15 protein-coding genes and 1 pseudogene are annotated in these 20,596 nt (G+C 45.6%); 8 read left to right on the top strand and 8 right to left on the bottom strand.

Annotation, left to right across the window (positions count from 1 at the left end; genetic code table 11):
• Positions 1 to 240 (bottom strand): annotated as a pseudogene (locus WBA89_RS26560) (PIN domain-containing protein); the annotation flags it as partial.
• 19 nt (positions 241 to 259) lie between these two features.
• Positions 260 to 706: a helix-turn-helix domain-containing protein gene (locus WBA89_RS26555; RefSeq protein WP_424410653.1), complete on the bottom strand. Its 447-nt coding sequence runs from the start codon at positions 704 to 706 to the stop codon at positions 260 to 262.
• Between the two features lie 364 nt (positions 707 to 1,070).
• Between WBA89_RS26555 and purB the strand changes: the two genes are divergently transcribed.
• Positions 1,071 to 2,366 (top strand): adenylosuccinate lyase, encoded by a 1,296-nt coding sequence (purB, locus tag WBA89_RS26550; RefSeq protein WP_424410652.1) that lies wholly within the window; start codon positions 1,071 to 1,073, stop codon positions 2,364 to 2,366.
• Between the two features lie 183 nt (positions 2,367 to 2,549).
• Here purB and WBA89_RS26545 read toward each other — a convergent pair whose 3' ends face one another.
• The gene (locus tag WBA89_RS26545; RefSeq protein WP_194071021.1) at positions 2,550 to 2,786 is read right to left on the bottom strand and encodes a hypothetical protein; all 237 of its coding nucleotides are present in this window, start codon (positions 2,784 to 2,786) and stop codon (positions 2,550 to 2,552) included.
• A gap of 94 nt (positions 2,787 to 2,880) precedes the next feature.
• Here WBA89_RS26545 and WBA89_RS26540 point away from each other — a divergent pair, with 94 nt between their 5' ends.
• A complete protein-coding gene (locus tag WBA89_RS26540; RefSeq protein WP_424410651.1) occupies positions 2,881 to 3,606 on the top strand; it encodes a M15 family metallopeptidase in 726 nt (241 codons plus the stop codon).
• Between the two features lie 230 nt (positions 3,607 to 3,836).
• Here the strand turns inward: WBA89_RS26540 and WBA89_RS26535 are convergent, their stop codons facing one another.
• Positions 3,837 to 4,679 carry an SH3 domain-containing protein gene (locus WBA89_RS26535; RefSeq protein WP_424410650.1) on the bottom strand — a complete coding sequence of 281 codons (843 nt, stop codon included), beginning with the start codon at positions 4,677 to 4,679 and terminating at the stop codon, positions 3,837 to 3,839.
• A gap of 245 nt (positions 4,680 to 4,924) precedes the next feature.
• Here WBA89_RS26535 and WBA89_RS26530 point away from each other — a divergent pair, with 245 nt between their 5' ends.
• A complete protein-coding gene (locus WBA89_RS26530; RefSeq protein ID WP_424410649.1) occupies positions 4,925 to 6,292 on the top strand; it encodes an NACHT domain-containing protein in 1,368 nt (455 codons plus the stop codon).
• Positions 6,293 to 6,460: 168 nt separating this feature from the next.
• On the opposite strand, the gene WBA89_RS26525 is transcribed toward WBA89_RS26530, so the two are convergent.
• Positions 6,461 to 7,159: a Uma2 family endonuclease gene (locus WBA89_RS26525; RefSeq protein WP_424410648.1), complete on the bottom strand. Its 699-nt coding sequence runs from the start codon at positions 7,157 to 7,159 to the stop codon at positions 6,461 to 6,463.
• A 211-nt stretch (positions 7,160 to 7,370) separates the two neighbouring features.
• On the opposite strand from WBA89_RS26525, the gene WBA89_RS26520 reads away from it, so the two are divergent.
• From WBA89_RS26520 to WBA89_RS26505, 4 genes are all read left to right on the top strand, one after another.
• Positions 7,371 to 8,354 carry an alpha-ketoacid dehydrogenase subunit beta gene (locus WBA89_RS26520; protein WP_424410647.1) on the top strand — a complete coding sequence of 328 codons (984 nt, stop codon included), beginning with the start codon at positions 7,371 to 7,373 and terminating at the stop codon, positions 8,352 to 8,354.
• A gap of 134 nt (positions 8,355 to 8,488) precedes the next feature.
• Positions 8,489 to 9,880, top strand: coding sequence for a protein translocase subunit SecD (gene secD / locus WBA89_RS26515; protein WP_424410646.1), 1,392 nt, complete (start codon positions 8,489 to 8,491; stop codon positions 9,878 to 9,880).
• A gap of 152 nt (positions 9,881 to 10,032) precedes the next feature.
• The gene (gene secF / locus WBA89_RS26510) at positions 10,033 to 11,001 is read left to right on the top strand and encodes a protein translocase subunit SecF (protein ID WP_424410645.1); all 969 of its coding nucleotides are present in this window, start codon (positions 10,033 to 10,035) and stop codon (positions 10,999 to 11,001) included.
• A gap of 239 nt (positions 11,002 to 11,240) precedes the next feature.
• Positions 11,241 to 11,627, top strand: a complete 387-nt coding sequence (locus WBA89_RS26505; protein WP_424410644.1) for a hypothetical protein — start codon at positions 11,241 to 11,243, stop codon at positions 11,625 to 11,627.
• A 469-nt stretch (positions 11,628 to 12,096) separates the two neighbouring features.
• Here the strand turns inward: WBA89_RS26505 and WBA89_RS26500 are convergent, their stop codons facing one another.
• Positions 12,097 to 13,581 carry a sensor histidine kinase gene (locus WBA89_RS26500; RefSeq protein ID WP_424410643.1) on the bottom strand — a complete coding sequence of 495 codons (1,485 nt, stop codon included), beginning with the start codon at positions 13,579 to 13,581 and terminating at the stop codon, positions 12,097 to 12,099.
• 1,046 nt (positions 13,582 to 14,627) lie between these two features.
• Between WBA89_RS26500 and WBA89_RS26495 the strand changes: the two genes are divergently transcribed.
• Entirely contained in the window at positions 14,628 to 15,026 is a 399-nt protein-coding gene (locus WBA89_RS26495; RefSeq protein WP_424410642.1) for a DUF4342 domain-containing protein, read from the top strand.
• A gap of 58 nt (positions 15,027 to 15,084) precedes the next feature.
• On the opposite strand, the gene WBA89_RS26490 is transcribed toward WBA89_RS26495, so the two are convergent.
• Positions 15,085 to 16,470 carry a hypothetical protein gene (locus WBA89_RS26490; RefSeq protein ID WP_424410640.1) on the bottom strand — a complete coding sequence of 462 codons (1,386 nt, stop codon included), beginning with the start codon at positions 16,468 to 16,470 and terminating at the stop codon, positions 15,085 to 15,087.
• 488 nt (positions 16,471 to 16,958) lie between these two features.
• On the bottom strand, positions 16,959 to 20,402 hold the full coding sequence (locus WBA89_RS26485) for a type I restriction endonuclease subunit R (protein WP_424410639.1): 3,444 nt from the start codon (positions 20,400 to 20,402) through the stop codon (positions 16,959 to 16,961).
• Positions 20,403 to 20,596 lie beyond the last annotated feature (194 nt).

The following is a 20,596-nucleotide window of genomic DNA, read 5'->3' as shown; positions in this document are numbered from 1 at the left end:
TAAGCCGACAGGTACTTTCATTATTGCTTCGGGAAAGGCTGCATTGATTTCCGCTTCAAGATTGATTGCTTTCTCCTGGCATAATATCCCTTGGCGGACAAGGTTGCTCATTGCTTCATCAAGGATTTTCTGCGACCAATAGGGTAAATACAGACCAGCCTCGGCGGTAGAAAGCAGAGTATCGCGCAGATACATAGGAAACAGGACACAAGCATCGAGGACAACACTAAGCTTAGACATATTAATGTTGGAATTATTTCTATGCCTCGTACAAACCAGCTTCTTCGGTCATCTCGATTAGCCGATCCAAGTGTTGGCGACGTTTGTTGTCTCGATGTTCTTTATATAAAGTTAAATCCTCCAAACGAATACGTCGATGCTTTCCTACTTTGATACAAGGAATTTCTCCCTGGTCTAGTAACTTGACCAGAAATGGTCGGGATACATTCAGAATATCAGCAGCTTCCTGTGTTGTCAGTTCGTGATTGTGAGGTACTAGAGAGATAGCTTGACCTGATGCCATTGCACCCATGACCTGACGCAAAATGCTGTAGACTGATTCAGGAATTACTATCTCTTCTCCGTTACTTCCGACTAATTTTGGTTGTGCAAACTCGTGGCTGAGAATCCGATCTAATTTTGCTATTTCTTCTGGTTTTTGTTCGGGAATCAAAACTGACTCAAGCGATGCTTTTTGGTTCAACATAATTAATCTCTTTTTTGATGTGATTGTTTTTGAAGCACAGAGTAAATATGGTGGTATAAGTTGGTATAATCAGCGGTTTAAACCGCTGATTATACCAGACCCCGTTTTATTGGTCAGCAGACAGAATCTGCGATCGCGGAAAACCTGTGCAGCCATTACTGGAAGGGTATGTAAGTATTTGGCCGGCATATACTTGGTTGTTTCCTTCACGATAACACTTACCGTGCCATAAACGCAATATCCGAAACAAACGAAATATTCAAATTCCCAAAGGGGACAGTTCGATCGCCCCAAATTCCCCATCCTGACTCTCGCATCCCTCACGGATGTACAATGGTGAGATCGCATTCCCCAATTCCCAACCGTGATAGAGCGCTACACCTTGCCCGAAATGGGCAACATCTGGACTGAAACCGCCAAACTGAAAACCTGGCTGCAAGTAGAAATCGCTGTCTGCGAAGCTCAAGCCGAACTCGGCTACATCCCCGCCGCCGCAGTCGAAGAAATCAAAGCTAAGGCTAATTTTGACCCCAAACGAGTCCTCGAAATTGAAGCCGAAGTCCGCCACGACATGATCGCCTTCTTGACAAATGTCAACGAATATGTGGGCGATGCCGGCCGCTACATTCACCTCGGTTTAACCAGTTCCGATGTGCTCGATACTGCTTTGGCGCTGCAATTAGTCGCTAGTGTCGATATTTTGTTAGAACGTGTCGAAGATTTGAGCCAAGCTATTCGCTATCAGGCCCAACAACACCGCAATACTGTGATGGTTGGCCGATCGCACGGAATTCACGCCGAACCCATCACCTTTGGCTTTAAACTAGCAGGATGGCTGGCGGAAGTGTTTCGCAGCCGTGAAAGATTAGTCAATTTGCGATCGTCCATAGCAGTCGGCAAAATCTCCGGCGCAGTCGGCACCTATGCTAATATCGATCCGCGAATAGAAGCCATTGCCACCCGGAACCTCGGACTCGAACCCGATTGTGCATCGACTCAAGTCATTTCGCGCGATCGACACGCCGAATACGTCCAAACCTTAGCACTTTTAGCAGCATCGATCGAGCGTTTCGCAGTAGAAATCCGCAACCTCCAACGCACCGACGTGCTCGAAGTCGAAGAATTCTTCTCCAAAGGGCAAAAAGGCTCATCCGCCATGCCCCACAAACGCAACCCAATTCGCTCCGAAAGACTCACGGGGATGGCAAGAATTGTCCGCGCCAACGCCGTCGCAGCCTTAGAAAACGTGGCGCTTTGGCACGAAAGAGACATCTCTCACAGTTCCGTAGAACGAATGATTTTACCCGACAGTTCTACAGTAACTCACTTCATGTTAGTAGAAACCACAGACTTAGTAAAACACCTGCTAGTCTATCCCGAAAACATGAAGCGCAACATGAACCTTTACGGCGGAGTAATCTTCAGCCAGCGGGTAATGTTAGCCTTAGTAGAAAAAGGCACGAGTCGCGAAGACGCATACACAATTGTCCAATCTTGCGCTCACGAAGCCTGGAACAAGCCAGGGGGCGATTTCTACAATTTGATTGCTAAGGACGATCGCGTAACAGCTAAAATGACGAGCAAAGAAATTGATGGTTGCTTCGATCCGCAGTATCAATTGAGGCACTTAGATTTAGTGTATCAGCGCTTGGGAATTTAAAAATATTTTTAAATTCCAACTTTGGATAGGGCAAACTTGCCCACCAAGTTTCTCTGCGACATATTATACCAAATTCGGTTTTGATATCCCCTTGATTCTTCAGTCTGCGGAAGCAGACTTTGTATGTGTAGAATCGATTTTAATCGCCGATTGATAAAGGGGATAACGAACCCGGATTTGGTATTACCAATCCTCATGTGGTAAGGACATAAATTGCATCTTTGCCAAAACTGGATCTAGTTCAGAAGACTCTTCAGAATAAACTTGATTTAGTTTGCTCAAAATTCGAGATCGGTTGTATCGCCGCAAATACGCTTGCAAGGCCTTTGTATAAAGCTCGCTGCGCGATAATCCTAACTGATCGGCCAAAGCCTCGGCTTCTTCAAAAACTAAATCTGGAAGTGAAATTGCAGTTTTCATAGTTTCCCCTGCAGTCACGGTGACATCATAATATTGATTGTACCACAGAAAAACGACCTCAATCTACTCTCTAAAACTCACAATCAGAACAACTATGAAATTTAATAGTTTTGGAAAATACCCGATCGCATTTATGTTAGTGTTGCTATGTGCGATCTGCCTGCACCATCCCGCATTTGTCCGCGCCCAGGAGCCGCCAGAAGTGCAATCTCCCCAATCAGAAGCAACCCCAGTAGCACCTGAAAGCATTTTCATGAGTCAACTTCCCAGTTGGGCGCGCCTTGTTGACATCCGCAAAGTAAATCCCAACATTCGCCTCGATATCCGCTACGCCACTGCGAACAATTTCTTAAAACGAAAGCTTTACTCTCAAGCAAAATGCGCTTTGAGAAGTTCTGTAGCTCAAAAATTAGCCCTAGTTCAAACAGATTTAGAAAAAATCGGATTAGGTTTGAAAGTTTACGATTGCTACAGGCCTTTTTCTGTGACTGAGCAAATGTGGAAAGTTATGCCCGATCCGCGCTATGTTGCTAATCCTGCTAGGGGTTCGCGGCACAATCGCGGTGCTGCTGTGGATTTAACTTTAGTCGATCGCACCGGCAAAGAATTAGAAATGCCCACACCTTACGATGATTTTACCGAAAAAGCTCACGGAGATTATCAAGGCGGCAGCGCCCAATCTCGGAAAAATCGTCAAGTGCTTAAGGATGCGATGAAAAAACACGGATTTATCGGTATTACAACAGAATGGTGGCACTTTGATTCGGAAGATTGGCAGAAATTTGCGATTCTTGATATCTCGCTGGGGGCGATTCCTTAATTTGCTAAGCATCAAGACCAAAGAAAGCGGGTTTTTTAGTGAATCTGTGGTTGATATCGTTGACCGTTGCATCGGAATGATTTAACCGCAGAGAACACAGAGGACACAGAGAGAGAGAATAGAGATATGAATACAGGACGATGCTACCGGATTTGATATGACTGCGAAAATACTTCGCAAAAAACCCGGTTTCTCGCCACCCGTAGATCGAGGACTACAAATGGCGAACTTTATCGGACTCGCACATAAAATTCATATTCAAATCCCCGGAAATTTGAGTTTAGTTGAAATGTGTAATTGCCAGTAGCAGGGATTTTTCCAGTCCACTCTGTTTCATTGCCTGTATAATTATCTCCCGTCAAAGTTTTGCCATTAGAAGTCAGAATTAGTGGAAAAATACCTCTTTGATTCTTAACAGTCATTGTTTGATTCTTGGCGGCGCGAATCCGGTAAGAGTGACTGCCGCCGCCGATAATTCTACCTTTAACAATGGCTTCATTTCCCCCAGGCAAGAAATTAATTTGCTGGTTCACATTCACACAACTGCTTTCGGTGCGATTTTTGGCAATCCAACCGGGCGGTTCGGTAATTCGCAGCCAACCGTTTTGTTCTTCGGCGACTGAAACAAAGGTATTATTTTTGAGTTTTCCTACTATTTTGCTGCCGCTTACTTGCGGGCGCGATCGCACATTTAGCGGTGGATTCGGATCGCTGACTACAGCCATACTGATTTTACAGCCGGAATCGGGAGGTGTGACAACTACTGGGTCAACTTTTTGCGGAGAAACTGCGACGATTTGCGGTGGTTGAAGTGCGGGGCTTTTGGGTGGTTGCGATGGAGATGGGGGAGATTCCGCAGCCTGGGTTTCTGCTTGCAGGGGTTCTGGTTGCAGAAATTGGGGGTTATTCGCCGGCACCGATGCAATTGGGTTTCCGGTTGCGGATGGCGATTCTGCAACGAGAGGATAGGATTGTTTCATCGCGCCCGACTGTATGGTTGCAGCAGCTACTCCCACCGCTGTTGCAAGTCCTGCTAAGCTGACTGTGATGATTTGAATGTTGGTAAATGACATAATAGACCTCTCTGTATTTATACTAATAATTTTTGTTTCGGAGTTGGGGCGATCGCCAGTTTATTTATAGTGGAAATACTTAGTGCGAGCCGCTGGATCGGGATTTTTATCTAAAATTTCAGATGGATAATTGCCGCCATAATTTCCGTCAATATATACTGGATGCCTTTACTGATGGTAATCTTGCTTGCTTGTCATTTGCGCGCAAATCTGGCAAGGTAAGTGTTCAGCACGAGGTGTATAAAATGTCAAGATTGATTCCTCTGAGATTACAACCGCCCCGCGATCGATTGTTGGAGGAGGTGAAGCAGGAAGTTCTCGCCGCGATCGCGCAGTCTTTGCACGCTGCTGTGCTGGCTAACTTCAACCCAGACTCGCAGCCTCTGGGTGCTAGCCGCTGTTGGGATGTGGAAGTGAAAGCCGGCAACCGTCCGAGTTTTCGCCTTCCTCCCAAAGCTAGCATTTCTAAAGTGTTCGATCGCAGCGGCGGCAAATTGGTAATTTTGGGAGCGACGGGTGCAGGTAAAACCACGACGCTGCTAGAATTGGCTCTAGTGTTAGTTTCCCGCGCCCAAAAAGATGCTAGTTTGCCTGTACCGGTGTTGTTTGAACTCGGATCGTGGAAAGCCGAATCCGGGGCGATCGCCGATTGGTTAATTGCTCAACTTCAGTACAAATACGGCATCTCTCCCGCTGCGGGCAAAAAATGGCTCGCCGAACAAAAATTGTTGCCTCTCCTCGACGGTTTAGACGAAGTAGAAAGCCAGCGCCAAAACTTGTGCATTCAAGCAATCAATCAGTTTCTTGAAAGCGAAATTAAACCAAAATATTTAGTAGCTTGCAGCAGTTTTGAAGCTTACAAAAACTGCCAGACTAGATTTCGCCTGCAAGCAGCGGTTTTGTTGAAACCTTTAAGAGAAACTCAAATTCAAAATTATCTGCTAGAAGCCAGAAGCCGCGAACTTTGGTACAGCATCGAGAAGGAACCAGAATTGTTGAAATTGGCAAAAACTCCCTTGCTTTTGAGCATGATGGCTTTGGCTTACGACGATATTTTAATCGAAGCTTGGAAGCGCATAACTTCAGCAGAAGAACAGCGCAAATATCTGTTAACTGCCTATATTCGCCACCAAATTAGCCGGGAAGTCAAGCAGTATCCGAGAAACAAGGAACTGCGGCCCGAACAAATTCGCCACTGGTTGGGATGGTTGGCCAGAAGGATGGAACAGCAAGGAATTCAAGAATTTTACCCCGATCGCATACCGTCGGGCTGGCTGCAAACAGGCGAGGAACAGCGCAAGTATCAGTTTGGAGTTAAGCTGCTTGGCGGGATGATTTGGGTGATTTTGGGATTAATTTTTACCCTAGTCTCCGGGTCTATTTGGGGATTGATTGCGGGTACTGTTGTGGCGGTAATTAGTGCTTTCTTGCCGGGAATTCCGGGGATTGAAAGTTTTATTTTGCACCTGGTACTGTGGTCTAGCGGTCATATTCCTTGGGATTACCAGCGTTTTTTGGATGCTGCGGCCGATCGGCTGTTGCTGCAAAAAACGGGCGATCGGCGCTATCGATTTATCCACGATTTGTTGCAAAAACATTTTGCTGAAATATAAATGCTTAAGTAAATCCACTGAATTTAGCATAAAACACAGATTGCTAAAAAGCTTGCTGTGTATTTGTTCTTGCCTTCTTCGTTCTTCGTTCTTCGTTCTTCCTTACTGTACTGTATCGATCGCCCGTACTTGAAACAGCATAACGAGCGATCGAATTACTGACTGTAATTAGTTTATATTTTCTGGTTCTACTCCCAAAGCCTGCAATTGTTGAGCTAATTGTTCGACACGTTGAGCTAATTGTTGGGCGCGTTGCGATTCCTGTTTCACCTGTTCTTCTGGTGTCAGATAGCGTTTGCCATCGCTGTCATACCAATACAACCACTCTCTTGTCACCCCAGAATAATTTCCCCTTTCACAACCAATTCCCAAACCAATTTCTGGCATCCAAACTGGACTTTCTGACTGTAATTCATATTTGCCATTGACTAACTTGTGTACTTCCAAATGAGGTTTCCGGCGGCGGCGGGAAGAATAAATAATGTAATAAAGTACACCTAAAGCTTGATATTCCTCCAATTTTGTGGTGTATTCCTTGCGATAATTTGGAGAAACAACTTCCAGTACAAACAGCGGCAGGACATTTTCATCCCAGAGCACGTAACTGGGACGCAATTCTTCGTCGTAAAACCTTTCTACTCCTAAACTTAAGAAGGCATCAGGGACGATGGGCGGTGTTTCTGGGTGATAGTAAATACCCATATCAATTCCAAAAAACCAGTCCATTCGTTCCGACCAGAGTATCAACAAGATTGCTTTTAACAACCCCGGTATTAGTTCTTGCAGTTCATTATCCACAGGCGTTTCATCAGAATCTAACAGTTCGTCGGCTGAGGGCAAGTTCCTCGGTAAGTTGTAATGTAACATTGTGGCTTTCCTCAAAACTAATTCATATTATAGAAACACAAATTACTATTGAACAATGGAATATTTTTCAAAAGATTTGACAAAAAGAGCGAAAGATGATAGATGAGAGATTTTATACTATCCAAGTGCAAACTGTACGATCGCATCCTCATCCGCACCCCAAAAGGTTAAGATTCTAATCTGACCTCTTGCAATCATTGCTTCACCTCCTATGGCAGAAACCTTATTGTTCAACGCCCTCCGCGAGGCGTTAGACGAAGAAATGGCCCGCGACTCCTCCGTATTCGTACTCGGCGAAGACGTAGGCCAATACGGCGGTTCCTATAAAGTCACCAAAGACCTCTACGAGAAATACGGCGAACTGAGAGTGCTCGACACCCCGATCGCCGAAAATAGCTTTACAGGCATGGCAGTAGGCGCAGCAATGACCGGATTGCGACCGATCATCGAAGGCATGAACATGGGCTTTTTGCTGCTGGCGTTCAACCAAATATCCAACAACGCCGGAATGCTGCGCTACACCTCCGGCGGCAACTTCAAAATGCCGATGGTAATTCGCGGCCCCGGCGGCGTAGGCCGACAACTCGGCGCGGAACACTCCCAGCGTCTCGAAGCCTATTTCCAAGCAGTACCGGGTTTGAAAATAGTCGCCTGTTCGACTCCCTACAACGCCAAAGGACTCTTAAAATCAGCCATCCGCGACGATAACCCCGTTCTGTTCTTCGAGCACGTCTTGCTGTACAACCTCAAGGAAAATTTGCCAGAAACAGAATATTTAGTGCCGTTAGACAAAGCGGAAATTGTGCGATCGGGCAAAGATGTCACCATCTTGACATATTCCAGAATGCGGCACCACGTCCTGCAAGCCCTGCCCGCATTGGTAAAAGAAGGTTACGATCCCGAAGTAATCGACCTAATTTCTCTCAAACCCCTCGACATGGAGACAATTGGCGAATCCATTCGCAAAACTCACAAAGTAATTATTGTGGAGGAATGTATGAAAACCGGAGGCATCGGTGCCGAACTAATTGCTTCGATTAGCGATCGATTTTTTGACGAACTCGACGCACCAGTTTTGCGCCTGTCTTCGCAAGATATTCCCACACCTTACAACGGTAATCTGGAAAGACTGACAATTGTCCAGCCCAACCAAATTGTCGAAGCCGTCCAAAAAATGGTAGCTTTGCGAGTATAAATAGTTATTGGTAATTTGTAATTTGTTGTTGGTTATTTGTTATTTGAAGGCCGAAAAACAGCTCGGAACGAACCAATAACCAATAACCAGTAACCAATAACCAATAACCAATAACCAATAACCAATAATTAAATATGCAAAAACAGCGTTCAATATTAGCCCTAATTTTTGTTTTGCTCGTGGCAGCCATTACTGTAATAGCAACAATGCCGACGCGGCTGGGATTAGACTTGCAAGGAGGGTCGCAACTCACAATTCAGGTAAAAACTACACCCACAATTCCCAAAATTGAGCCGGGAATGTTAGAAGCAGTGCGGCGGATCGTCGAAAATCGCGTCAACGGTTTGGGCGTTTCCGAATCAGTGGTACAAACAGTAGGAGAAAACCAAATTCTGGTACAGTTGCCCGGAGTAAATGACCCGCAGCAAGCAGAACGAGTTTTGGGCGGTACCGCCAAGCTAGACTTTCGGGAACAACTGGCGGGAACAGAAGCGCAATTAGTTATTGAAAGACAGTTGCAGCAGGAATTGCTGGCAAAGCAAACAGAATTGAAAACGAGCAAAAATGAAGCCGCAATTCAAGAAAATCTGGCTGCTTTGAAAAGGAGCAATGAGGCGATCGCCCAACTCTACAAAAGCAGCGGACTAGGCGGCGAAAACCTCAAAGATGCTCAAGCTCAACCGACTGGTAACGAATGGAATGTCGCTCTCCGTTTCGACACTAAAGGGGGCGAACTATTTGCAGAACTCACTAAAAATTTAGCAGGCACCGGACGGACTCTCGGCATTTTTCTAGACGAAAGAATGATCAGTTCTCCTGTAGTAGGTGTTGAATTTGCCCAGACAGGAATTACTGGCGGCAACGCCGTAATTCAAGGTCGCTTTACAGCGCAAGAAGCTAACGATTTAGGAGTGCAATTGCGCGGCGGAGCTTTGCCGGTACCGGTCGAAATTATTGAGAACCGCACTGTGGGTGCAAGTTTGGGGCGAGACAGCATTCAAAGCAGTATTAATGCAGGGATCGGAGGCTTAATTTTAGTCTTGATTTTCATGATAGGTTACTACCGGCTTCCCGGCGTAATTGCCAATATTTCTCTGTTAATTTATGCTTTGCTAACTTGGGCTGCTTTTGTACTGTTGGGAGTGACATTAACGCTGCCGGGAATTGCTGGTTTTGTACTCAGCATCGGGATGGCGGTAGATGCTAACGTGCTGATTTTTGAGCGCACCCGCGAAGAGTTGCGGGCGGGGAAGACGCTTTATCGATCGGTCGAATCGGGTTTTTACCGAGCTTTTTCCAGTATTTTGGATGGCAACGTAACTACGCTGATCGCTTGTACGGCGCTGTTCTGGCTGGGTGCTGGCTTAGTTAAAGGGTTTGCTGTTACCTTGGCATTGGGCGTGGTAGTGAGTATGTTTACTGCTCTTACTTGCAGTCGCACTCTGCTATTAGTAGTCTTGAGCTTTCCGGGGTTCCGCAAACCCGAGTTGTTTTGTCCAAATTTGTCAAAAACAGTTAATAGTTAATGGGTAATGGTAATGGGTAATTGGTAGTTGGTAATCGGTAATAGTTGCCAACTACAAACCGCTAAAAATTAGTTGTAAATTAATTACCAATGCCCAATGCCCAATTCCCAATTCCCAATTCCCAATTCCCAATTCCCAATTCCCACTAAATTATGAAATTCAGTGTTATCAAATATCGATCGCTCTGGTGGAGTATTTCCGCCGCGGTCATCCTCGCAGGTATAGTGTCGATGGCGATTTCTTGGACTCGTCCCGACATCCGCGCACCGCTGCGCCCCAGTTTAGATTTTATCGGCGGCACTCGGCTGCAATTTGAACTCGACTGCACGAAACCGGAAAATTGTAAACCCATCGATCTTGCTGCTGTCCGCGAAGTCCTCGATACCCAAGGTTTGGCCGGTAGCAGCATTCAAGTTATCGGCCAAGAACAGCGCGGTTTGTCGCTGCGGACAAAAACTTTGGATGTCGAACAGCGGACTGAGTTGCAAACAGGTTTGAGCGAAAAACTAGGCACTTTTGACCCCAAATCTATTCAAATAGATACGGTTGGGCCTACCCTCGGCAGACAGTTGTTTACTTCTGGTTTGCTGGCTTTGTTGCTTTCTTTTGCAGGCATTACTGTTTATCTGACATTCCGATTTCAGTTGGATTATGCCTTTTTTGCTTTTGTTGCTCTGTTTCACGATATCTTAATTACGCTTGGTGTATTCTCAATCTTGGGTTTAGTTGGAGGACTGGAAGTTGACAGTTTATTTGTGGTCGCGCTCTTGACAATTATCGGTTTTTCTGTTAACGATACAGTGGTAATTTACGATCGCGTGCGGGAAGTAATTAAGCTAAATCCCGGACTGTCGATCGATCGAATTGTCGATGATGCCGTCATGCAAACCCTGGGAAGGTCAATCAACACCACCCTGACAACCCTGCTGACATTGTTTTCAATCTTTTTGTTTGGTGGCGAAACCCTCAAATATTTTGCTTTAGCATTAATTATCGGTTTTATTGCCGGTGCGTATTCGAGTATTTTCATTGCCAGCACGCTGCTAGCTTGGTGGCGCAGTCGCACCGGCCACTCCATCCCCCTCCCAGCAGAAGGAATCAACCCATCAGAAGAAGTTTAACGATTGTTAACTGTTGACTGTTGACTGTTGACTGTTGACTGTTGACTGTTGACTAATAACTAATGACTAATAACTAATGACTAAGCTGTCGGACATTTAAATTGTATGTTCAGGGCGGGCAGGATGCCCGCCCCACAAGATTTAGAGTTTTTTTTACATTCAATTTAAATGCAGAACAGCTTAATGACTAATGACTAATGACTAATAACTAATAACTAATGACTAATGACTAATAACTAATGACTAATGAAAGCGACGCAACTTTTCAAATAGAAGTCCAAAGGCTTCACAAACTAACAGTTTACGCGCGCTGGTTAACTGTAATATTGTTGTGGATTAGCGTCGGTTCTTTCAGCATTTGGAGTTTGCGTCGCGAAATCGGTTTGTGGTTAGAACATTTCACTTGGGCTGCGGTGTACTACGGTTTATACTTTCACCGCTGGCCGACTCTCGGCCTCGGTTTGTGCTTGGGGATGACTTTAGCTGTGCTAACTTGGCAAACTCGCAATGCGTTGCGAGGATTGCCCCAGCAGGAAAAACAGGGTTTGGAACAACAAGTGCGCCGCATTCGCCAACAGGGGCCGAGTCATCCTTTGTGGAAGTGGGTTTGCAAAGGTTCCCAGTAGGCGGGGGCTTGATTTTTTAGTCTCAAAAGAAGCGGTTTCAACTGCCGAACCCCTAACTTTTATTGCTTCTTCACGCTTGACTTTTTCCTGATGACGTTGGACGGAAAGCTTGGGGGGACAGCACTAACAACTAACAACTAACAACTAACAATTAACAACTAAGAGCGCGGGCACGCACCATCCACCGCCCCTACCAATTAACAATTAACAATTAACAACTAACAATTAACAATTAACAATTAACAATTAACAACTATAGCAATCCTCGCATCATTTTCAATGACTGGTTAAGAGGCTAGGAATCGATGTCATTCTTGAAGAGCCTCGCCTGCGAAAAAATGGAGGCAGAGCCTCCGGATCTGCGTTACCAGGCAGAGCCTGGTAACGAGTAGAAACTAACAAATAACAACTAACAAATAACAATTAACAACTAACAACTAATGACTAATGACTAATGACTTCTTCTGTATCACGCAAAGCGAGGCAAAATCTGTGCTGGCGAAGACTGTTGAAGCGGAATTTCGATCGCAAATTCTGTTCCTTTTCCCGGTTCCGAAATGCACTTCAGTTCGCCGCCGTGTTGGTTGACAACAATTTCATAGCTAATCGACAGTCCCAAACCTGTTCCTCTGCCGACCGGCTTCGTAGTAAAGAAAGGGTCAAACAACCGCTTCCGAACAGCTTCTGTCATCCCCGGGCCGTTATCAAAAATCCGAATTATTACCTTTTTATCCTCGGTTAACTCGGTGCATATCCGAATAGTAGGAGTTAAGTAGGTAGACTTATCAATTGAGGATGTAGTGTTTGTGTGGGAATGAATTTGCTCGCATAGTTGCGAATAATTCTGGCTTTTTATATCAAAATTTTCGTGTTTGTTACACTCAACTATAGCGTAAATAGCATTAACTAAAATATTCATAAATACCTGATTGAGTTGTCCGGGATAGCACTGCACTAGCGGCAAATCGCTGTATTCTTTGTGAATGGCGATCGCCTCCTGGCCCGGTTTGCCTTTAAGCTGGCTTTGCAAAAGCATAATCGTGTTGTTGATACCGTCGTGAATGTTGACCTGCTTCATTTCGGCCTCGTCTAACCTGCAAAAATTCCGCAGCGACAAAACGATGTCGCGCACTCTTTCTGCACCTTGCTGCATGGAATTTAACACTTTCGGCAAATCTTCCAGCAAATAATCGAGTTCGATTTTTGCTGATTCGGCTTCAATTGCTGGGATGGATTCGCGACAGTGCTGCTGGTAGAGGTCGATCATCCGCATTAAAGCTTCAGTATATTCTTTGGCGTGGTGCAGGTTGCTGTAGATAAAGCCGATCGGATTATTGATTTCGTGAGCTACTCCTGCTACTAACTGTCCTAAAGAAGACATTTTCTCTGTTTGAATTAGTTGAGTTTGGGTGCGCTGAAGTTCCAGCAGGGCAAATTCGAGCTGTTGGGCTTGATGCCTCAATTGTGCTTGGGATTCCCGCATAGCCACGGTTGCTAATTCGTGAATCTGCAACTGAGAAAGCAGGAGTTCGTGCAGGTCTAAAAGTTTGTAATTGTCCGGCTCTACCTGCACTACAATTGGTTCGTGGATTAGTTCTGGCGATCGCTCTAAAGACTGTCGCACTGCCGTCATAATTAAGGTTTGGCGATCGAGAACCAACATATCGGTTTGAGTAAAGCGGTAGAGTACCAACAAAGGCTGTTGAGAAAATAACTCGAAGCTGTAGGGGCGGCTCATGTGTTCAAAAAAACGCCGGCGCGAAATCATCCCTATAAACTTTCCTTTCTCAGTAATGATGATGCCGGGAAGTAAAGGATTAGCTTGAAAAAATTCAGCAACTTCGCCACCCAGACAGCATGACTCTAGGATAAAGTCGTAGAGGGTTAATTCCTGTAGAGTCGATCGCAAACCCAGCGGCGATTTCAGGGGACTCAACCCGTCAGTTTCATACACTGCTACCTCCTTTGGTAATTGGCAGTTGCGGTTGGCTGCTGGAGTATTGCCTAATATTTTTACTGCATTTTCGACTTTTTTTATAGCTTGGCAATCAACTCCGCTGCGATCGATCGCATCCAGTTAATCCAGCAAGGTTTTTTGCCTTAAATCGCGCTGGTTTCATCCGAAACGATATCGCAGGTTAGATTAATTTAACAGCAGACACCCTTTGAAAACTTGACTGTTTAGAATACCGGGCGGTATCAACCGCATTTGTACAGAATTGTACCCTAGAAGAGCGGGTTGAACGCAAAGGCGGTAAAAATTACGTTATTTTGTTCCCAGCGCGGAAGACTCTGCAGGCGCGGTTGATACCGCCGCTTGCATCTATTACCCTTACTCAAAAGTATATGACAATCAGACAAAACTGGCGACAAATCGGGAGCCGCCCCCTCTCACAACTCAGACAAAACCGATTTCGGGAAATTGCCCAGAAATATCAATTGTCGGTTTTTTCGCACAAATGCCGATCGCACTTTTGGTAGGATGCCAGTATTTCCACCCGTACATCTGCCGAGGCGGAGTCGGAGTGCGTAAATTTCTCTACAATTTGGCTTTCAGGATTGGAGGTTGCTTAATGCAGAAGCGCTGCGGGGGCGATGTGCAGACAGTTAGCGTATTGGCACAAGGAGAGAGGGAGACTGGGAGACTGGGAGAGATGGAGACTGGGAGACTGGGAGAGATGGAGAGAGAGTTTCAGTCTTTCACCGGGGCTAGAAACTGGGTTTCTACGGTTTTGTTCGTTGAGTTACCAGAAATCTTCGTAGAAACCCGGTTTCTGAAGTCAACAAAGTATCTCAGCATCAACTTTTCAATATCACCCCAAAGAATGATTGAGAGATCGAACGTTGGGTGTTATATTTACTAGATACTTCATATAGCCTTTCAAGCGAAAGATGAGGTACTGTCGGGCATAGGGCATAGGGCATAGGGCATAGAGCATACCTCACTTTTTTGAGAAAGGCTATATACAAAAATACTTTTACCTCAAAGGAGAGCAAAAAATGGAAACACCGACAGATCGCATACAAGAACCGGTGGGGACAAGAGAACTCGAATCAACACCTGTATCTGAAAAAGTTTCGACCCAAAAAGTGGCTGAGGTTAACTTTGAAACGACTCCTTTAGAAACACCTGCTTATACTCAGGATAAAGTTAGCGTCGAAGAGTTGAAGATTAACGGCAACGATTTGGTTGCTAAGGTTAAAGAACTGCTTCACGAAGGCAATATCCGCCGCATCATTATCAAAAATGAAGAAGGACGGATTTTGGTAGAACTGCCTCTGACGGTGGGAGTCGTCGGCGGAGTTATCGGTGCGGCTTTGTTTCCTGTGATTGCAGCAGTAGGTGCGATCGGTGCATTAGTCGCTCACTTGACTATCATCATTGAAAGAACCGATTAAAAACAATCAGCGGCGAGAAAACCGGGCGGTTGAAACCGCCGTCCGATCGATCTATACCCTAGGAAACGGTTTGGTGAGCTAGCTTAACTTTCCCTAAAGCCATTTTTCGGCTGTCAAAAAGCTTCATAACTCCCGAAGAGATGGTGTCGATGACATCGGGAGAGCAGTAAGACAGAAACTCTTCCGAGGAAATATGACCGGCAAAAAAGTCTTGAGCTTTCTTCAAAAAGTTTTCAGTTTCAGCAAAGCCGATAGATTTGATAATAAAGGTAGCTACGGGCGAGTTTTTAATATCATAGGGAGATTCTTGATTGCGTCCTATTGCTAACAAATCTAAAACCTCTTTTTCTAACTGACTTTCTAAGGGGTAGACAATTTGTCGGTTGGGTAAATAATCCTCTAAAACTGATGTTTTAAATCCGGGTGCGCGAAGTTCTCCCATCATTGTTGAAAGGGGAATGTCGCGACCCAAACGGTAGGAAAGAGCTTCTAAGATGGCGATAGTAATTAGTTTGATACCCAGATAAAGTTTGGCAACAGCGATATTTTTTCGTGTTTGGGCAATCATGTGAGTGTAGGTTTCATCGTCCGGTTCTTCCATGAACTGCTGGAAAACGAGTTCTGGTTTGAGAAAGTTTAAAAATCCTTCCATTTTTTGTAGAGACCTGCGATATCCGCCAACAGTATAGGAATTGACATTGCTCAATTCGTGGTTGGTTTCGGGCATTAAGTTCCAGGTATTGTCTAAGAAATTAGAGGAATTTGGAGAGGCAAAATTCTCTACATCCCGATTTGCTAATCTGACAGAACGCTTGACAATTTCTACAGTTTCGGCATCAGTCCATCCAAAATCAAAATCGCGATTTACAATTACTAACCGCTGGTGCAAAAGCTCGATCGCGCTGAAGCCCAAGGGCGAAACCGGACGAAAAGGAATAGTAGCTTCGATGCAGGCTGCTATCTGGGCGATCGTACTAGCTGGCAAAAAAGGCTCTAAAGATTTGGCAGCAATCACAGCGCTCAAAAATTCGTTTTGGCCGCCAAAGGGCGAGAGAGCCTTACCGGGAAGGAACCCAAAGATACTGGCCACAAGCTGATACATGGTATCGTCGGGCAGTTCGGTTTCATCTTTGATCACTAACTGCGATCGCACTTCTTTGACAAAAGGACAAAGGGCGCTGCTGATATTGAAACTTACGCCCTGATCGACTTGCACGTACACGAGGTCGTGAAATAGCGCTGCCAGCACCTCGATCGGATCGACTGACCCCCCGACCTCAAAAATGTGTTCCGACGTGTGAAAGTAGCGCCAAGGCCCTCTCATGGTTTGAATGATTAACTCGGCTATCTGCTCTAACTTGGCAATTTCGACTCTACCGCCTAATTGCTCGATCGACACCACCAAACCATCCAAACACCGTTTTTGTTCTCCAAAAAGCTCCATTTACGCACCTCCAGTGCATTCCCTGATAGTCTTGGACGCTTATTGCATGGTATCAAAACACGCTGCGATCGTGCCATGATTCGTCAATTAAAACTTACTTTTTTTTAGGGAGGGAGGAGAGAGACAGAGGGATAGAGGGATAGAGGGATAGAGGGAGATAGGGATAGAGGGAAATTAAACCTGAAAAATTCTGCATTTGCGGCGATCGGCATAACTTGGGCGATATGTATCCTAATTTACAGCAAAGCCGATCGCAAGTTCGTAAAGTTTTGATGAAGTTTTGACAAAACCTGTGGGTTATATTAAATCCTCTCTTTATCGGAATAGTAAATTCACTGTTGACTGTTGACTGTTGACTGTTGACTGTTAAGAGGGCGGGCACTCTTGGCACCGCCCCTACTGACTGTTGGCTGTTGACTGTTGACTGTTAACTGTTAACTGTTAACATCATGAGTGCAACCGGAATTGATATTACTGGCAATTCAGGTTTAAGCTGCAGCGGTGTAAATGCTGCGTCCCGCCTCAGCATAAGACTCGTAAACGTGCTGGTAAATTTCTTGACATTTGCGCTGGTACGCTGCGGTTGAGTAGCTTTCGGGAAGTTTATCTAACATTTCCTCGATCGCCACTTTAACCGCTGCCTTGGTTTGCTGTCGCCTGCGCCAATCTAACACTAATTTTTCTTGTTTGAGGGTTGACAAAAGTTCCTTTGCTACCTTCTTAACTTCCAGCTTTTCCTTCTCGGTTAAACTGATATCTGGTTTAGTCAACAAATCAAAAATCGCCAGTTCTTCCTCTGATAAATTCTCGCCTATGGCACGTTTATCCTCAATATTTAGTTCCTGGGCAAATTCCACTAACTCGGCAAACAATATTTCCACATTACCAGAACCAGCGTTGTATTCATCAATCATTTGCTGAAACTTATCGAGATAATTCATCCGGCTTTTGTTGAGGCGCAGCATTTGGGTTAGCTGGCTGCTAATTATACCTTTTAGTTTCTCAGTTTCCGTGTGTTTGTAACCCGATGCAAACTGGGATTTGAGGGCTTCAAAGTCAATTTTGCTGAGGTAAATTGGTTGATTTGATGCGGGGATGATATAATTTGAAGTACCGATGGATTTGTCCAAAATTTCCTCAACAGCGGCTTTGACTTCGGCAATATCCACCTGTGGGGTTAGACTTTTGATGCGCTTGGTAATTTCAGCAAAAGCGTATAAACTAGGATTGAACTCGCCAGATGCTGGGTCTGGGAGAATCGCTTTGTAGAGTTTGTTAACGTTCTGAGTTAGTGCTAGATATCGCTGTTTGGAATCGTCGTTGATCAGGATAAGTTCGACAGCATCATTCCACAGCTTGGTAAGGGCGAAAGCTTCGGTGGCGGCTTGGATTTTGTCGAAGTTGATGCCGTGTTGCGTGCAGAATTGTAGGGTAAGATCGATCGCACTTCTCAATTCATCCACTAGGGCGGCTTTCGATTGTACCGGCGTGTCGCCTTCGGAGACATCACCGCCCGATGCGGAACCGTAAATTGCTAGGGCTTTTTGCAAGTCGCGGAAAACGCCGATATAGTCTACAATCAGCCCGTTTGTCTTTTCCCCAAATACGCGATTCGCCCTGGCGATGGTTTGCATCAGGGTGTGGTTTCGCATCGGTTTGTCGAGGTAGATAGTGGAACAACTGGGCGCGTCAAATCCTGTCATCCACATCGCGCAGACAAAGACGATTCGCAGGGGGTGATTCGCATCTTTGAATTTATCGTCTAATCCTGGTTTTTCCTTGGCGAGGCGTTGGCGGTGGGGTTTGATGGTTAAACCTTTTTTGTTAAAGATTTCTTCCTCATTTTGGGAAGAAGAAATGATTACCGCCATGTCGGTTTCGGCGATGTATTGAATCTGGGCGGTTAGGTTTTCGTGTTCGTTAGGGGTTATTTTTGAACCCGGAGATCCCCCCCAGCCCCCCTTAATAAGGGGGGAGAATTCATTGTGCAAAGTTCCCGTTGTTAAGGGGGGATCGGATTCGTTCAAATTCCCCCTTATTAAGGGGGATTTAGGGGGATCTGATTCGTTCAAATTCCCCCTTATTAAGGGGGATTTAGGGGGATCGGAGTCGTTCAAAGTCCCCCTGATTAAGGGGGATTTAGGGGGATCGGATTCGTTCAAAGTCCCCCTGATTAAGGGGGATTTAGGGGGATCGGATTCGGCGTTGGCTGCGATTAGTTGGTTTTGTAATTCGGTTAAATACTGTTGCCAATAGTGCTGGACTTTGTTATACATTTTAACAGCAGTAAAGCGATCGATGGAGACAACCATTGCTTTACCTTGGTAGCCGCGCCCTAAAAAGTGGGCGACTATATCTTTGGCGATTTCGTCTAAGCGTTCATCTCGCGTTATTAGGTGCAATTCCCGCGCAAATTCGCGATCGAGTTTATTTGCTTCGGCTTCATCTAAATCTGCTGATTCTATCGCATCGGCTATCTGTTCATTGAGTTCGCTGTTGGTGAGTTCTAGTTGGGGGATGCGGTTTTCGTAGAACAGGGGAACCGTTGCGCCGTCTTCGATGGATTGGCGGAAGTTGTAGATGCTGATGTAGTCGCCAAATTCGCGCCGCGTGGCTTCTTCTCCCACGAGTAAGGGTGTGCCGGTGAAGCCGATAAATCCGGCGTTTGGTAATGCGGTTCTCATGTTGGCGGCGTAGCTGTCGTATTGCGAACGGTGGGCTTCGTCGGCGATGATAATTACATTATTTCGATCGGAAAGTTGGGGGTAGGTTTCGCCTTTTTGGGTGCGGAATTTTTGAATTAATGTGAATACATAGCGGTGGTCTTCTGTCAATAGTTGTTTGAGATGTTCGCCGCTGTTGGCGCGGACTTTTTCTTCGGGTTCAGTGACAGCGCCTGTTTTGGCAAAGTTTTTGTAGATTTGGTTGTCTAAGTCGTCGCGATCGGTGATAATTACAAATGTCCAATTTCCGGTAATTGTGCGGTGGACTTTCTGGGAAAAGAACTGCATCGAGAAGCTTTTACCGCTGCCTTGGGTGTGCCAGAAAACACCGAGTTTGCCTTGATTTTCGCCGATGTTTTGTACGGCTTCTAGGCAATTGTTCACGCCGAGATACTGATGATTTTTGGCAACGAGTTTGATTAAATTGCCTTGTTCTTCGCTAAATAAGGTGAAGTTTTCGACAATATCTAAGAGTTTGGTTTTGTCGCAGGTTCCGCGAATTAGGGTTTCCAGGGAGATGATGCCTTGTTCGCCTTCGTTGTTGATTTTTTTCCAGTCTGAGAAATACTCCCAAGTGGCGGTGAGGCTAGCGATTTTGCTGATGCTACCGTTGGAGAGGATAACGATGCTGTTGTACCAAAATAATTGCGGGATTTCTTTTCGGTAGTCGCAGAAGTTGTTTTGATAGGCGAGTTCGACTCGTTCGCTGGAGGCTTTGAGTTCGATAAATATTAAGGCAATGCCGTTTATGAAGCCGATTAAATCGGTGCGGCGGGTGTACATTTCCCCGGTAATCCAGAATTGGGAAGCGAGGAAAAAGTCGTTGTTGGTGGGGTTTTTCCAGTCGATGACGGTGACGTTTTCGGTGATGTCTTCGCCGTCGTCGTTGCGGTAGGTGACTGTTACTCTATCTTTGAGGAGGTTATAAATTTCGCGGTTGGCGTTGGCGAGGGTGAGGGCGTTTCTGTCGCGGATCAGTTGTTCGATGGCGAGGTTAATTGCTGGTTTGGGGAGGTGAGGGTTGAGTTTTTCTAGGGCTGGTTGTAGTTTGGAGATGAGAACAACTTCGCTTCTGGTTTCTCGCCCTAAGTTGCTGGTTCCGCTATTCCATTCGTGGTAGCAGTTGGCTGTGGTGTAGCCTAGTTGTTGAAATAGGGCGACGGTTTCGAGTTCTAGGGCTTCTTCTGAGTCTGGGTGAGGTGAGGTCATGTAGCAATCTCTCCTGTGTTCATGTGGATATTATTGTACGTTCCGGTGGAACGTCTCTCTCTGGGTGAGGTGAGGTCTCTCCTGTGTTCACGTGGATATTATTGTAGAGACGTTCCGGTGGAACGTCTCTCTCTCTGTCAGAAGAAGACGCCTACCAGGGCGTCTCTACGATGGGGATGGTTTTACTGGGTGAG

It is taken from the genome of Microcoleus sp. (assembly GCF_049646505.1).
Classification (GTDB): Bacteria; Cyanobacteriota; Cyanobacteriia; order Cyanobacteriales; family Microcoleaceae; genus Microcoleus.
This window is presented reverse-complemented; position numbering and strand designations above follow the sequence as displayed.

Coding starts and splice junctions, on each gene's coding strand:
- secD (WP_424410646.1), top strand. CDS start 8,489: ATGCAAAAACAGCGTTCAATATTAGCCCTAATTTTTGTTTTGCTCGTG.
- WBA89_RS26490 (WP_424410640.1), bottom strand. CDS start 16,470: ATGGAGCTTTTTGGAGAACAAAAACGGTGTTTGGATGGTTTGGTGGTG.
- WBA89_RS26485 (WP_424410639.1), bottom strand. CDS start 20,402: ATGACCTCACCTCACCCAGACTCAGAAGAAGCCCTAGAACTCGAAACC.
- WBA89_RS26520 (WP_424410647.1), top strand. CDS start 7,371: ATGGCAGAAACCTTATTGTTCAACGCCCTCCGCGAGGCGTTAGACGAA.
- WBA89_RS26555 (WP_424410653.1), bottom strand. CDS start 706: ATGTTGAACCAAAAAGCATCGCTTGAGTCAGTTTTGATTCCCGAACAA.
- WBA89_RS26535 (WP_424410650.1), bottom strand. CDS start 4,679: ATGTCATTTACCAACATTCAAATCATCACAGTCAGCTTAGCAGGACTT.
- WBA89_RS26540 (WP_424410651.1), top strand. CDS start 2,881: ATGAAATTTAATAGTTTTGGAAAATACCCGATCGCATTTATGTTAGTG.
- secF (WP_424410645.1), top strand. CDS start 10,033: ATGAAATTCAGTGTTATCAAATATCGATCGCTCTGGTGGAGTATTTCC.
- WBA89_RS26525 (WP_424410648.1), bottom strand. CDS start 7,159: ATGTTACATTACAACTTACCGAGGAACTTGCCCTCAGCCGACGAACTG.
- WBA89_RS26545 (WP_194071021.1), bottom strand. CDS start 2,786: ATGAAAACTGCAATTTCACTTCCAGATTTAGTTTTTGAAGAAGCCGAG.
- WBA89_RS26495 (WP_424410642.1), top strand. CDS start 14,628: ATGGAAACACCGACAGATCGCATACAAGAACCGGTGGGGACAAGAGAA.
- WBA89_RS26505 (WP_424410644.1), top strand. CDS start 11,241: ATGACTAATGAAAGCGACGCAACTTTTCAAATAGAAGTCCAAAGGCTT.
- WBA89_RS26530 (WP_424410649.1), top strand. CDS start 4,925: ATGTCAAGATTGATTCCTCTGAGATTACAACCGCCCCGCGATCGATTG.